11 protein-coding genes are annotated in these 13,110 nt (G+C 60.4%); 7 read left to right on the plus strand and 4 right to left on the minus strand.

Features of this window, described 5'->3' with window-relative positions; all coding sequences use genetic code 11:
• Window positions 1-55: 55 nt before the first annotated feature.
• Window positions 56-1,024, minus strand: a complete 969-nt coding sequence (locus RUH64_RS00490) for an iron chelate uptake ABC transporter family permease subunit (protein ID WP_313810493.1) — start codon at window positions 1,022-1,024, stop codon at window positions 56-58.
• An 82-nt stretch (window positions 1,025-1,106) separates the two neighbouring features.
• Entirely contained in the window at window positions 1,107-2,084 is a 978-nt protein-coding gene (locus RUH64_RS00495) for an ABC transporter substrate-binding protein (RefSeq protein WP_313810495.1), read from the minus strand.
• A gap of 280 nt (window positions 2,085-2,364) precedes the next feature.
• Between RUH64_RS00495 and RUH64_RS00500 the strand changes: the two genes are divergently transcribed.
• Window positions 2,365-2,952 carry a GNAT family protein gene (locus RUH64_RS00500; RefSeq protein WP_313810497.1) on the plus strand — a complete coding sequence of 196 codons (588 nt, stop codon included), beginning with the start codon at window positions 2,365-2,367 and terminating at the stop codon, window positions 2,950-2,952.
• Here the strand turns inward: RUH64_RS00500 and RUH64_RS00505 are convergent.
• Complete coding sequence (locus RUH64_RS00505) at window positions 2,916-3,971, minus strand: AsnC family transcriptional regulator (protein WP_313810498.1); 1,056 nt, start codon at window positions 3,969-3,971, stop codon at window positions 2,916-2,918. The genes RUH64_RS00500 and RUH64_RS00505 overlap by 37 nt on opposite strands.
• On the opposite strand from RUH64_RS00505, the gene RUH64_RS00510 reads away from it, so the two are divergent.
• From RUH64_RS00510 to RUH64_RS00535, 6 genes are all read left to right on the plus strand, one after another.
• Entirely contained in the window at window positions 3,955-5,514 is a 1,560-nt protein-coding gene (locus RUH64_RS00510; RefSeq protein WP_313810499.1) for an MFS transporter, read from the plus strand. The genes RUH64_RS00505 and RUH64_RS00510 overlap by 17 nt on opposite strands.
• A 12-nt stretch (window positions 5,515-5,526) precedes the next feature.
• Complete coding sequence (locus RUH64_RS00515) at window positions 5,527-6,699, plus strand: M20 family metallopeptidase (RefSeq protein WP_313810500.1); 1,173 nt, start codon at window positions 5,527-5,529, stop codon at window positions 6,697-6,699.
• 74 nt (window positions 6,700-6,773) lie between these two features.
• Window positions 6,774-7,454, plus strand: coding sequence for an SDR family oxidoreductase (locus RUH64_RS00520; protein ID WP_313810501.1), 681 nt, complete (start codon window positions 6,774-6,776; stop codon window positions 7,452-7,454).
• Between the two features lie 286 nt (window positions 7,455-7,740).
• Window positions 7,741-9,183, plus strand: coding sequence for an APC family permease (locus RUH64_RS00525; protein ID WP_313810502.1), 1,443 nt, complete (start codon window positions 7,741-7,743; stop codon window positions 9,181-9,183).
• Between the two features lie 27 nt (window positions 9,184-9,210).
• Window positions 9,211-10,437 (plus strand): acyl-CoA dehydrogenase family protein, encoded by a 1,227-nt coding sequence (locus RUH64_RS00530; protein WP_313810503.1) that lies wholly within the window; start codon window positions 9,211-9,213, stop codon window positions 10,435-10,437.
• A gap of 90 nt (window positions 10,438-10,527) precedes the next feature.
• Window positions 10,528-11,448, plus strand: coding sequence for an NADP-dependent oxidoreductase (locus RUH64_RS00535; protein WP_313810505.1), 921 nt, complete (start codon window positions 10,528-10,530; stop codon window positions 11,446-11,448).
• 126 nt (window positions 11,449-11,574) lie between these two features.
• Here RUH64_RS00535 and RUH64_RS00540 read toward each other — a convergent pair whose 3' ends face one another.
• Window positions 11,575-12,999, minus strand: coding sequence for an amino acid permease (locus RUH64_RS00540; RefSeq protein WP_313810507.1), 1,425 nt, complete (start codon window positions 12,997-12,999; stop codon window positions 11,575-11,577).
• Between the last annotated feature and the right edge of the window lie 111 nt (window positions 13,000-13,110).

Here is a 13,110-nt window from a genome sequence, read left to right on the forward strand (position 1 = left end):
CGAACCCGAATGGCGTCCGGTGCGGCTGGCAGGGTGCGGGGGAGCTGAAACTAGGTTAACCACGAGCACGCTGCCTGAGAAGAAGGATGATGAAGACCACTGCGCCGATCACGCCCAGGATCAGCGAGACTGGAATCTCGAAGGGGGAGATGATGGTGCGGCCGATCAGGTCGCACACGGTGGTGATGGCGATGCCCAGCAGGCACACCCACGGCAGGTTGCTGCGCAGGTCGTCGCCGCGCACCATGGAGACGATATTCGGCACGATCAGCCCCAGGAATGGCAGATTGCCGATGACCACGGTGACCACACCGGTGGCCACGGCGATCAATGCGGTGCCCTGCAGCATCACGTTCCGGTAGTTCAACCCGACGTTGGTCGCGATCTCCTCGCCCAGGCCAGCCACGGTGAAGCGGTCAGCGACGATGAACACCGCCACGGTCACCGCCGCCACGATCCACAGCACCTCGTACTGGCCGCGGACCACCGCGGTGAAGGAGCCGGCCAGCCAGATGCCCAGCGATTGCAGCTTGTCTGTGGTCAGCGCCAGGAAGGTGGAGAACGCGCCGACCACCGAGCCGAGCATGATGCCCACGATCGGCACCGTCAGCGATGCCTTGAGCGAGACGCGGCGCAGGAATAGGAAGAAGATCATGGTGCCGACGAACGCGAAGACGATCGCCACCGCCATCTTTGACAGGATCGTCGCCTGCGGGAAGAGCACGAGCATCAGCAGCAGGCCCAGGCCAGCCCACTCGGTGGTGCCGGTAGTGGTCGGCTCCACGAAGCGGTTCTGCGTGAGCAGCTGCATGACCAGTCCGCTCATCGACATGGCGGCGCCTGCCAGCACCAGTGCGATGGTGCGCGGGATGCGGGTGACGGAGAACATTTCCGCTCCGTCTTCGGCGCCGAACACGTCGTAGACGCCGGTGAACAGCGAAAACGCCAAAAGGACAAGCACGCCCAAAATGCCCAGGCCGAGCTTGTAGTCGAAGAGTTTGCCCTTGTGGGCGATGGTAGTCATGAAACCGCCGATGGTGTGTGGTTGAGATGCAACAAGGTGGCAGGACTAGCCTGCCACCTGTTTTTATGCCTAAAGGCGCATGTTACTTGGCTGCCTGAAGCGCGTCGGCGAACTGGTTGAGGAACTCGGTGTAGGTCTGAATGCCCTCGTTGGTGTAGGTGTCGGATGGCATGACCAGGACCTGTCCCTCCTTGGCGGCGGTGACGTTCTTCAGCGCCTCGGAGTTCTCCAGCAGTTCCTTGGCAGGCTTGTAGCCTTCTTCGTCGGCGGCCACCGCAGCGTCGCGGTCCATCACGATGATCCAGTCGGGGTTCGACTTGGCGATGGCTTCGACCGAAACGTCGTCGCCCTCGTGGTCGGTGGATGCTTCTGGGACGTCCAGCGCAGGGGTCAGGCCGAGGAATTCAAACATCGGGCCGACGGTGCGCCCGGTGTTCGGTGCCGAGTAGCCGAACTTGCCGCCGGAGGCGATCAGGCCCATGACGGTGTCTTCGGTGTCGTAGGCATCGGTGACGCGCTTCTTGGCTGCCTCGAAGTCGGCAACCAGCTTGGCTGCTTCATCCTTCTTGTTGAAAACTTCGCCCAGGACGGTGGTCTGGCGCTCCAGCTCTTCATCGAAGGGCTGGCCTTCGCGTGGGTCGAGGTTGACCAGGGTCGCGTTCGGGGAGAGTTCCTTGAGCTTGTCGGCGTGCTGGGTGAAGCGCTGGCCGTTGATGATCAGGTCTGGATTGACCTCGACAACTGCTTCCAGATTCGGCTCGCGGTGGCTGCCCAGGTCGACGACGTCCTTGTCCTGGGTGTAGCCGATGGTCTCCGGCATCAGCGACACCGCTCCGGCCTTCAGGTCTACGCCCCAGTCGTAGAGGGTCTCGAAGGTGCGGTTGTCCGTGGCGACGACCGACTGCGGTGAAGCCGGAACTGACTTCTCGCCTTCGTTGTCGGTGATGGTCACGGTTTCGCCGGTGTTCTCGGAGGCCGAGGAGGTGGTCGAACCGCAGGCGGTCAGGGACAGTGCGGCGATGCTCAGGAGAGCTGCTGCGCGAAGCTTCATGGAGGCCATGTTTTCCTTCGTCGTCGGGCAACATGTGAAGTTGCTGAAAATGAGTGATCTAAAAATTAGCTTAGCCTTAGCTGTCCAAATTAAGAAAAGCGGATCGCGTGTTAGATGACTCACCGAAGTCAGGGTTGCTTATCTTTTTGTGTCGGGAAAATGGCCTAAATCCCCGTGTTCTCGCGGATGCACCACTAAAGATAGCGTCGAAATACAATGCAGATTTGTTATCTATTTTTGTGAGTTGTGTGGCATTAACAGTGTCACCTAACTCATTTAGGCTTCTTTCATGAGTGATGCGCTGAATAAAATTGCCTGGCCGGTCCACACCCAGAGGCTTTCGCTGCGGCGTCTGGCCGCCGAGGACCTGCTGGCGACGTGGCGCTATCGGCAGCTGCCGGAAGTCTATGAATGGATCACCTCGGCGCCCACTGAACTTGCGGACTACGAGCGGCTGTATTTCGAAGAAGGCAGGATGCAGCGCGACGTAGCGGTTGAGCTGGTGGACGAGCAGGGAACCGCAACCCTGATCGGCACCGTCATGGTCAAGGTCCACGACGGCTGGGGCCAAACCGAAATTATTGATCAGACCGTTGGCGTTGAAGCTGAGCTGGGCTGGAGTTTCGACCCTGCCTACTCGGGCCTCGGCTACGCAACCGAGGCGGTGCAAGCGGTGATCGAACTCTGCTTCGGCGCCCTGGGGCTGCGCCGCCTGAGCGCCGAGTGCTTTGCCGACAATGAACCCTCGTGGAAGCTGATGGAGCGTGTCGGCATGCGCCGTGAAACCTATAGTAGGGCCAATGGTCTGCACCGCAACGGCCAGTGGATGGATGGAATGATCTACGCGCTGCTTGACGACGAATGGGGAGGCAAGTAGGGCTTCCCTGCTCTCAGTATCGGGATCGGGATGCTGCGTACGCGCCGTCCTTCGGCGTCCAGAATCTGTCCGCCGCGCTTAATTGTGCTGAGTGTGAGAAAACGTTCTTGCACATAGCTCCTCGGCGATGTGTTCAGTACTGAGTTCTCGTGGTTGTGGGCGCTTTTGAGGTTTCTTAACCAGAAAGTCGCTGTCAGATTCGAGGAGTCAATTGTTTTGGCGCTAATCCTGCAGGAGGGATCATTGGCCAGCATTTGACCGATAACATCAACATCCAACGAAGGCGCCGACCATTGGATACTAAATTCCTGCAACCCGGTGCTCGAAAGCCGTCCGCTGTCGCAACGGAATGCAATGAGCCCGCTGGAAACGAGTTTCTTAGTTCTTCGCTGGATTGTTTGGGCGGATGCGCCGAGAATTACCGCGATATTCTGCCAGCTTTGGCGGGCGTCCGAAAAGAGAATGCTGACGATTTCAGCATCGAGTTCGTCGGGCAGGAAATACTGGGAGGCAGAAGGGAGTGCGTCCTCGAGGCTCTGTTTTTCGGTAGTTGCAAGCGTTCCGTTGTTCCACTCATTCGCCTGCCGGTAGACTCGCGAGATTGGACTGATGTGCCTACTTCTAATTCCTGGCAACCGGCGGAAAATTCCCTGTAGCATTTCCATTCCTTCATTGTGGGAAGGAGCGAAGCAGTCAATATAGAACTGACGGTGGTGGGTGACAAGCGCAACGGTGCCGAAGGCTGGTTCATTGCACAGTGCCTTGGCTAGTTCCTGCTCGCGTTGGGGATCGCATTCAATGGTGACGAATGCCGACCAGCCGGTATCAAGGAAGCGGGCTCCGGGGATCACGGTGGTCCATGCGGCTCCCTCGGACTGCATTAAATCCCAGCGTCGGGTGATCGTCGAATTAGATACCCCGAGGATCTGGGCAACTTTCTTAAGTTCTATTCGCGGCTGAACCTCGAGGGCTCCCAGTATTGCGAGATCCAGTTCGGTTCCGATGGATGATTTTTGCATATTTTCATTCTTTTTGGATGATATTGCCCAATTTTTCGAGAGCTCACGGATCATTTTTACTCTTGTGATGGCGGGCACACAAGTTGTTTCGCTTCAGCTCAACGTTGGGAATTTAATGAGCGATTCAGTTTCGCCTCCTATGAAAGTTGCTCCTAGGACGACATTTTTTGGCCTTCTAGCGCTTCTGATTACTATCGAATCACTTAGTGGCGTTGTCCAAGGCTTTCTCAATCCGATCCTTCCAGCTCTGGGGCCGGTTTTTCAGGTTGATGCCCCGACGATCAACGGAATTTTCCTGATTTCTAACGTCAGTTTTGCCGTATTGACCCCACTGATCTCTCGCCTGGGGGACAGCTTCGGCTACAAGCGAGTGTTGCTTGTTTCCACCTTGTTTGTCGCAGCTGGTGTCATGCTCATGGCTTTCGCTCCCAGCCTGATAGTGCTGATCCTGGGCGTCATTCTCATAACCTGCGTCGTAGGGTTCATCCCTCTCATGATGGGCATTCTTCGATTGACTCATCCGGATGAAACGCGCAGGGGCGTTAGTTACTTGATCGGAACGCTCATGGTGATGGTAGGAATCGGTGGATTGATTGCTGGAATTCTAGGGGCCGTCGATCCACTGCGTGGCTTCATGATCGGAATCCCCTTTGCGTTGGCCGCAATAGTTTGTTCATTCTTCCTGCCCGAGGTTCCCAAACCTGAAAAAGAGCCAATGGCCATTGTTCCAATGGTCAGCTGTCTCACGGGAATAGTTCTGTTTATTGCCGGATTGGCTATGGCCCCCGATTGGGGTTGGGCATCGATCAAAACCTTGAGCTCTGTGTTCATCGGAACGGGGCTGCTGGTACTGTGGGCCTTTTTGGACTGTCGTGCCGAAGATACCGTGCGTCGATTTACCGATTTGCGGATGTTCAAACTGCGATCGGTGCGAAGTGTATCCATTGCAACGTTCTTCTTTGGCTTTGCCTCAGTGAGTTATTTCGGTACGAATGGGCTAATCCTGAATGCGGATCGTGACTCCACGGGATATGGTTTCGGTCTTTCGTCATCGAGCATCGCACTGGTTCTCGCGCTGACCTCTGTTTTTTCATTGTTTTCATCGCTGGGTGCGGGACAAATGATGAACCGAATCTCGGAACGATCGGCCCTCGTCTTTTCTGGGCTCCTCCTGGCAAGCGGTTTCTTGGTGTTCTACTTCGCGGGTCAATCATTGGCCGGATACCTGATTGGATTCAGCATTTTCAACCTCGCCCTCGGAGCGTATCAAAGCGCTACCCGCGCGCTGAGCGTCGAAGGAGTCCCCGTAGAGGAGACTTCCTCGGCGGCAGGAATCAACGAATTGGCACTGTCTGTGGGCATCGCCTGCGGAGCCGCGGTCATTAAGATGCTGTCCAGCATGAATGTCGATGCGGGAGGCGCGATAACTACCAGCGGTATTCAGCTGATCTGGGCGGTACTCGCCGGCGGATCCGTTATCGCCGCGGTGGCCGGAAGCCGCTACCCGAAACGTCAATTTACCCGACCGACTCGACTGGCATAGGGGAAGGAAAACATGACTACAACGAAAGAACAGCCGAGTCTGTGGAAAGCCATCGAAGGAACTATCGAGGAAATTCGCCCAGAACTAACCGGTCTCAGCCACGATATTCATGGGAATCCAGAACTGAGCGGGGAAGAAGTCTTTGCCCGGAAAGCGGCAATGCGGCTCTTGAAGCAACACGGCTTCGACGCTGATGGTGAGCAACCCAGCGCTCCAACCGCCTTCAGCATGCGCAAGGGCAGCGGAGAGTTGATGGTTACCTATTGCGTCGAATATGACGCTCTACCGAATATCGGCCACGGATGCGGGCATAACGTTAATGCAGCCGCCAGTGTTGGTGCGGCCATCGCCCTAAGCTCGATCTGGCGCGAATTGGATGTGACCGTACACGTACTTGGCACTCCTGCTGAAGAAAATATCGGCGGCAAGGTTGATTTGATCGAGGAAGGATTCTTCAATCAATCGCACATTGCACTCATGGCCCATGCGAGTGCGAACGACATCGTGGGAAGCTCATCTTTGGCACTGAACGCATGGGACGCCACTTATCGCGGCAAAGCAGCACACGCAGCGGCAGCGCCGGCGCTAGGCATCAACGCATTGGATGCGATTAATATTGCCCAGCACGCCATTGCCTTATTGAGGCAACAGTTGCCACCGGGATCGATCGTTTCGACGATCGTGCTTGAAGGCGGTGAGTCGGTGAACGTGATTCCGGATCGAACAACATTGAGAATAGAAATGCGCGCCCCGGATAGTATCCAGCTAGAAGCCATCAACCAACGTGTGCGTAACTGCTTGGAAGCGGGAGCGTTGGCCTCTGGGTGCAATCTTCGAACTGAACAATTGGGACACACCTTCGCCGAGCTGCGGCAGGATCAAGATCTATCTGCTGCTTACGCAGCAGCACTCCAAGGGCGCGGTCGCCATGCAGTTTTTGATTCCTGTGCCGTGGCATCGACTGATATGGGCAACGTTTCCCACCAGGTTCCGACCATCCATCCAATGATTGGGTACGAGGTTAATGGGGCCGCACATCACACGGAAGAGTTCGCCCGCTACGGAACCAGCCCCCAAGCAGACTCCGCACTGGTGGACGCGGCGTATGCGCTGGCAGGGGCCGTGCTGCTAGCTGCAACTGATGAGAAACAACGCCTCCGATTGATCAACCACCTTTCTAAATAGTCCAAAAGCTGCTGGTGGGTGGAATAGTAGGCAGTCGCGGGCGGTTATGCAGTGCAGAGACGAGAGGATTTCCTATGACCGAAACACCACGAGTAGTCATTCTTGGCGGGCACGGCAAAGTCGCGCTGCTGGCCGCCCCCAAGCTCATCGCCCGCGGTTTTTCCGTGGATTCATTGATCCGCAAACAGGAGCAGGCACCGGCAGTGCAGGCCACCGGAGCGAACCCGGTGGTGCTGGATATTGAACATGCTGGGGTCGATGAACTTGCGGCGGCCTTCGAAGGCGCCGCTGCGGTGGTCTTCTCGGCGGGCGCCGGCGGAGGCGACCCGCTGCGCACCAACGCCGTCGACTATGAATCTGCGGTGCGTGCAGTGCGAGCGGCAAAGCAGAGCGGCGTCGACCGCTTCGTGATGGTTTCCTACTCGCGCGCTCTGGTCGACGTGGATGTGCTGGAGCCTTCGCACTCGTTCTACCCCTATGCCAAGGCAAAGCACCGCGCCGACGCGGTGCTGCGTGATTCGGGCCTGGACTACACGATCCTGGGGCCGGGAGCGCTGACCCTCGAACCCGGCACGGGGAAGATCACCGTGGCTGATGCCCAAGGCAAGCTGGACGGCCTGGCGCCCGAATCCACGAGCACCTCGCGGGAGAACGTTGCCGAAGCCATCGCCCTGGTGGTGGGGGAACACCTGCTCAGCTCGGACACCGCAAACTTCTTCGACGGTGTGACCGAGATGGAAGAAGCCTGGCGCTAAGAAGTGGACGTTAGACCCCCGCGGTTCATTAACCGTGGGGGTTTTGCCATGTCCAGCAGATTTCAAGCAATACCCGAAAATGACGCAAAAGCGACGCGATGGCGCCAAATATGACGTCGAACGGTGAAGACTATGACGCCTGCAGCCCGCGCGGCACTTGAATTGTGACGCATTTTCCCGCCGCCTGTGACGGCGTCTGACTTTTCATTTCAGCCCCCTTCAAAGCTCAGTTTCCAGCTTCTATCGTGGATCCAACCCCTGAATCCGCAACTGGAAGTACCTCGCCATGTCCCAAAACCTCACACTTGCCCCGGCCCAGTCCGGAACGGACGCCGACGCCAGCGGACGACTGCGCGGCAGCCTGTCGGTGGCGTCGATCGTCTTCATCGTCGTCGCGGCGGCCTCCCCGCTGGGCGTCATCGGCGGGCCGGTGCCCCTGGGCATTGCCGGAGGCAATGGGACGGGCTTCCCGTTTTCCTTCGTGATCGCCACCGTGGTGCTGCTGTTGTTCTCCGTGGGATTCACCCAGATGACCCGCTTTGTGCCCAACGCCGGAGCGTTCTACGCATACATCGGGGCAGGCTTGGGACGCGGGATGGGACTCGGAGCGGCATTTGTCGCGCTCTTCTCCTACCTAGCGCTGGAGGCCGGTGTGTTCGGGCTCTTCGGCCCGGGCCTGGCAGAGCTCGTGCAGGCCTATGGCGGGCCCGAACTGCCGTGGTGGTTGTGGGCGGCGCTCGGCTTCGTCGTCGTGAGCATCTTCGGTTACCTGAACATCGAACTTTCGGGCAAGCTGCTGGCGGTGCTGCTGATCGCCGAGGTGGCGATCGTGCTGGTGCTGGACGCAGTGGTGATTTTCGGCGGCGGCGGGCCCGAGGGCTTTGCCACCGGCATCATCACCCCGTCGCAGATCGTCTCCGGCGCCCCGGGCGTGGGGATCCTGTTCGCGATCCTCAGCTTCGTCGGCTTCGAGGCCACCGCGGTGTTCCGCGACGAAGCCAAAGACCCGGACCGCACCATTCCGCGTGCCACCTACATCTCGCTGATCTCCATCGGCGTGTTCTACACCCTCTCCAGCTGGGTGCTGATCAGCGCCAACGGCGAAAGCGGCATCGTCGAGCAGGCCGCCGCAAATCCCGGCACGCTGCTGCAGAGCACCACCGAAACCTATCTGGGGGCCGTGGGCGGGCACATCGCCCAGCTATTGTTCGTGACCAGCCTGTTCGCCTGCATCCTCTCATTCCACAACATCGCCTCGCGCTACTTCTTCCAGCTGGGCAACCGCCGGGTCCTGCCGGCGGCCCTGGGCAGGCCACACCCGAAGTTCGGCTCGCCCAGCTCCGCCTCGGTCGTTGCCTCTGCGGTGGTGGGGGTGCTGGTGGCGCTTGCGGTGCTGCTACGCCTGGACCCGATCGCGCAGTTCTACACCTGGCTCGGCGGCATCTCTTCGGTGGGCGTGGTGCTGCTGCTGACCCTGACCTCCGTGGCGGTGCTGGTGTTCTTCAGCGTCAAACAGCCAGGCGGTCCGCTGTGGCAGCGCCGCATTGCCCCGGCCCTGGGCCTGGTGGGGCTGCTCGGGTTCCTGAGCATCATCTTGATCAACCTGCCCTCGCTGGTCGGCGAAGAAGGCTACGGCCCGTTCTCCATTGGCGTGCTGTTGCTGCTGGGCGCCGGCCTGGCGGCAGGCCCGATCGTTGCGGCGCGGCGCCGCACGCTGACCCTGAACTAGAGAACTACAGAATTTTGGAGATACCCCATGAGCAACAACCTCGTCAATGAACTTGCCCCGCTGTGGACCGGCTTCGCCGATGCACAGGAGCTGGCCCACTACAACGCCGTGGCCCAAAAAGTGGCCGAGGAATTGGCCCCCGGCGCACTGCAGCGCGATGAGAGCGGCGAGGTGCCGCTGGAGGCGATGGCGCTGCTGCGCGAACACGGACTTGCCAAACTGGTGGTCCCCGCACGGTTCGGCGGCAGCGGCGCACACTGGGAGACCGCCTTCAGCGTGGTGCGGATCCTTGGGCGGGCCGATGCCTCGATCGCGCAGATCCTGGGCTACCACTACCTGAACTCCTCCTGCCTCGGCTTCTACGGCCAGGGCAGGGACCAGTCCCGCTTCTTCGAGAAGATCGTCGAACAGGATCAGCTGTGGAGCGATGCGCTGAACCCTGTGGATCCGGACCTGAGCCTGGTGGACGAGGGCGAGCACTACCGGCTCAACGGGCTCAAGCGCTTTGCCACCGGGGCCGCGGCCACCGATGTGATCATCTCCGCGGCTCAGGCCGCAGGCGGCGAACACGACGGCAAGGTGGTGATCTTCGCCTTCGAACGCACCCGCGAGGGGGTCGAGTTCCAGGACGACTGGGACCACCTGGGCCAGCGCGCCTCCGCCAGCGGGTCGGTGAAGTTCCGGGACATCCTGATCACGCAGGAAGACGTCGTCGGCTTCGACGACCAGTCGCCGTTCTCCACGATCGTCACCCCAGGGGTGCAACTGCTCTTTGGAAACATTTACCTTGCAGCGGCCGAAGGTGCGCTGGCGCAGGCGCGTGAACTGACCCTTGCGCGCAAGAACTCGTGGTTCCTCTCCGGGGTTGACACCTATGCGCAGGATCCGCTCGTGCACCGCACCCTTGGCGAGCTGGTGGCCAAGACCCAGGCCGTCGAGGCGCTGGCGGACAAGCTGAACCGCCGCTATGACGAGGTCATCGGCCTGGGCGCCGCTGTCACCGCCGAAGACCGTGCGCAGCTGGAGCTTGAGATCGCCGGGCTGAAGGTGGTGTCCACCGAGGTGGCGCTGGAGGTCACCAGCCGGGTTTATGAGGCGACCGGAGCCAGCTCCACCAAGCGTTCGATCGGCCTTGACGTGTTCTGGCGCAATGTCCGCACGCATTCGCTTCACGATCCGGTGGACTACAAGAAGGTAGAGGTCGGAGCCTACTTCCTGAATGGAACGGTGCAGCCGATCTCGCTGTACACCTAAATCGGTTGTGGCCTTGTCGACAGCGGGAATGAATGCCGGGCGCGCGGTGGTTGGGATTTAAGAAAGGGAAAACCGAACAAAGGAAGTGCAATGCGCGCAGTTGTGTATGACAAGTACAGCCAGGACCTTTCAAGCCTTGAGGTTCGCGAGCTGCCCATGCCCAAGGTCGGCCCGGGCAGCGTGCTCATCGAGGTGAAGGCCGCCGGCGTGAACCCGGTGGACTGGAAGGTCATGGCAGGCTACCTCGACCCGCTGATGGACGCGTATTTCCCCGTCATTCCCGGCTGGGATGTGGCGGGCGTGGTGACTGCCGTAGGTTTCGACACCCCTGAGTTCCAGGTGGGCGACGAGGTCATGGCCTATGCGCGCAAGGACGTGGTTCAGTCCGGCACCTTCGCGCAGTTCGTCGCGGTGCCCGCCAAGGCCGTGGCGCACAAGCCGGCGGAATTGAGCTGGGAGCAGGCAGGAGGCCTGCCGCTGGCTGGCGGCACCGCGCAGCGTGCACTGGACACCCTGGGGGACCTGAGCGGCAAGACCCTGCTGGTGCACGGCGCAGCTGGCGGCGTGGGCAGCCTTGCGGTCCAGCTGGGTGTGGCCCGGGGAGCAACGGTGATCGGCACGGCCTCGGAGAAGAACTTCGACTTCCTGCGCGGGCTCGGCGCGGTGCCGGTGGCCTATGGCGAGGGCGTCGTCGAGCGCGTGCTGGATGCCGCCGGTTCTCCGGTGGATGCCGTGGCGGACTTCGTCGGCGGCCAGCTGGAGACCACCCTGGCGGTGCTCGCACAGGGCGGGGCGCATGTTTCCATCGCCGACTCAGGCGTGGTGGAGCACGGCGGACGCTACATCTGGGTGCGCCCCGACGGTGAAGAAACCGCACGCCTTGGTGAGCTGTTTGTGCAGGGCAAGCTGAAGGTGGAGGTTGCCGCGAGCTTCGGGCTGGATGCGGTGGCGGAGGCATTTGAGCTCAGCCAGCGCGGGCACGTGCGCGGAAAGCTAGTGATCGTCCCGTAACTGCCGGTTAAATTGAGGAGCCCCGCTTGGGAAAGCGGGGCTCCTCGTGTCATCACTCGCACCTTCATGAGGTACTAATGAGTCTAGCCGCGAAGTTTATGGGCCAGCTGAGCGGGTCCTCGGCACTTACTTGGTATCGGCGGGCACCTGCTGCGAGGCATCGCGCTGGGCCAGGTTCTTGCGGACCAGCGGCCAGAAGGCCACCAGCGCCAGCGTCGCGATCAGGCTCGTCCACACCTGGGTGCGGCCCGATTCGGTGGTCAGCATGATGGCCAGCACGCCGAGCACGCCGGCAATCAGCAGGTAGTTCAGCCACGGGAAGAGCCACATCTTCAGCTTCAGGTTCGCTACCTGCTCGGCAGACATCTTCTTGCGCATGCGCAGCTGCGTCAACGCGATGAAGACGTACACGAACAGGGCCACCAGGCCCGCAGAATTCATAATGAAGTCGAAGACGCCTGAATCCGGGAAGCCGAAGTTCACGATGATCGCAGCGAAGCCGCCGACCGTCGAGGCGATCAATGCGGCCACCGGGACGCCGCGCTTGGAGCGCTTGGCGATGATATTGGGCGCGAATCCCTGATCGGCCAGGGCCGCGAACATGCGGGACGCCGAGTAGAGGCCGGAGTTGAGCACCGAGCAGACGGCGGTGAAGATGATCAGGCTCATCACCGTGTCTGCGCCGGGCAGCCCGTAGAGCGAGAACACGTAGGTGAACGGCGCGATCTGTTCGGGATCAGGAAGCTGGTCCCACGGCACAATGGTGACGATCACCAGCACGGCGCCGACGAAGAAGAGCAGGATGCGCCAGATGACGGTGCTGGTGGCCTGCTTGATGCCGGTGGCAGGGTCTTCCGATTCGGCCGCCGCCATGACAGCGATTTCGGTGCCGAAGTAGGAGAAGATCACGATGGCTACGCCGGTGATGGAAATCCAGAAGCCGTTGGGGGCGAACCCTCCGTGCGACCAGAGGTTGTCGACCGAGAACTCGGTGTTGGGCCACAGGCCCAAGATGTACAGCACGCCGACGCCCAGGAAGACCACGATGGCGATGACCTTGATGCTGGCAAGCCAGAATTCAACCTCGCCGAAGGTGCGCACCGAGATGAGGTTGGTGGCGATGAAGATGACCAGCAGCAGTGCGGAGAAGGCCCAGGATGGCAGGGCCGGGAACCAGCCATGGAGCATTTCGCCGCCCAATACTGATTCGTAGGCCAGCACGCCCACCCAGAAGTACCAATACAGCCAGCCCACCAGGTAGGCGGCCCAGTTGCCCAGTCCGTCGCGGGCGTATTCCATGAAGGAGCCGATGGCCGGCTTCGCTGCCGCCATTTCGCCCAGCATGCGCATGGCCAAAAAGACCAGCAGCCCGCCGATGAGGTAGGAGATGATCGCCGCGGGACCGACGCTGCGGATCACGTTGCCGGAGCCGACGAAGAGGCTGGCGCCGATGATGCCGCCCAGGGTGATCATGGTGACGTGGCGTGAACGGAGCTTGCTGGACTTGCCAGCCGGCTCGCTTTCGGCCACCGAAGAAGAATGTGAAGTCATAAAGTTCCAGAGATGCGTTGCAATAAATCAACGGGGCAAACACCGGTGCTCTCGGTGTTTTGCCCCTGAGTTAGGGTACACGGTCGTAGGAACTGGAGCGCATTCGGGCTG

The organism is Glutamicibacter sp., assembly GCF_032154645.1.
GTDB lineage: Bacteria > Actinomycetota > Actinomycetes > Actinomycetales > Micrococcaceae > Glutamicibacter.

Bases quoted from the DNA above. Each gene is read 5' to 3' on its own strand.
- RUH64_RS00525 (WP_313810502.1), top strand. From the start codon at position 7,741: ATGTCCCAAAACCTCACACTTGCCCCGGCCCAGTCCGGAACGGACGCC.
- RUH64_RS00515 (WP_313810500.1), top strand. From the start codon at position 5,527: ATGACTACAACGAAAGAACAGCCGAGTCTGTGGAAAGCCATCGAAGGA.
- RUH64_RS00530 (WP_313810503.1), top strand. From the start codon at position 9,211: ATGAGCAACAACCTCGTCAATGAACTTGCCCCGCTGTGGACCGGCTTC.
- RUH64_RS00510 (WP_313810499.1), top strand. From the start codon at position 3,955: ATGGATGATTTTTGCATATTTTCATTCTTTTTGGATGATATTGCCCAA.
- RUH64_RS00500 (WP_313810497.1), top strand. From the start codon at position 2,365: ATGAGTGATGCGCTGAATAAAATTGCCTGGCCGGTCCACACCCAGAGG.
- RUH64_RS00540 (WP_313810507.1), bottom strand. From the start codon at position 12,999: ATGACTTCACATTCTTCTTCGGTGGCCGAAAGCGAGCCGGCTGGCAAG.
- RUH64_RS00520 (WP_313810501.1), top strand. From the start codon at position 6,774: ATGACCGAAACACCACGAGTAGTCATTCTTGGCGGGCACGGCAAAGTC.
- RUH64_RS00495 (WP_313810495.1), bottom strand. From the start codon at position 2,084: ATGGCCTCCATGAAGCTTCGCGCAGCAGCTCTCCTGAGCATCGCCGCA.
- RUH64_RS00535 (WP_313810505.1), top strand. From the start codon at position 10,528: ATGCGCGCAGTTGTGTATGACAAGTACAGCCAGGACCTTTCAAGCCTT.
- RUH64_RS00505 (WP_313810498.1), bottom strand. From the start codon at position 3,971: ATGCAAAAATCATCCATCGGAACCGAACTGGATCTCGCAATACTGGGA.
- RUH64_RS00490 (WP_313810493.1), bottom strand. From the start codon at position 1,024: ATGACTACCATCGCCCACAAGGGCAAACTCTTCGACTACAAGCTCGGC.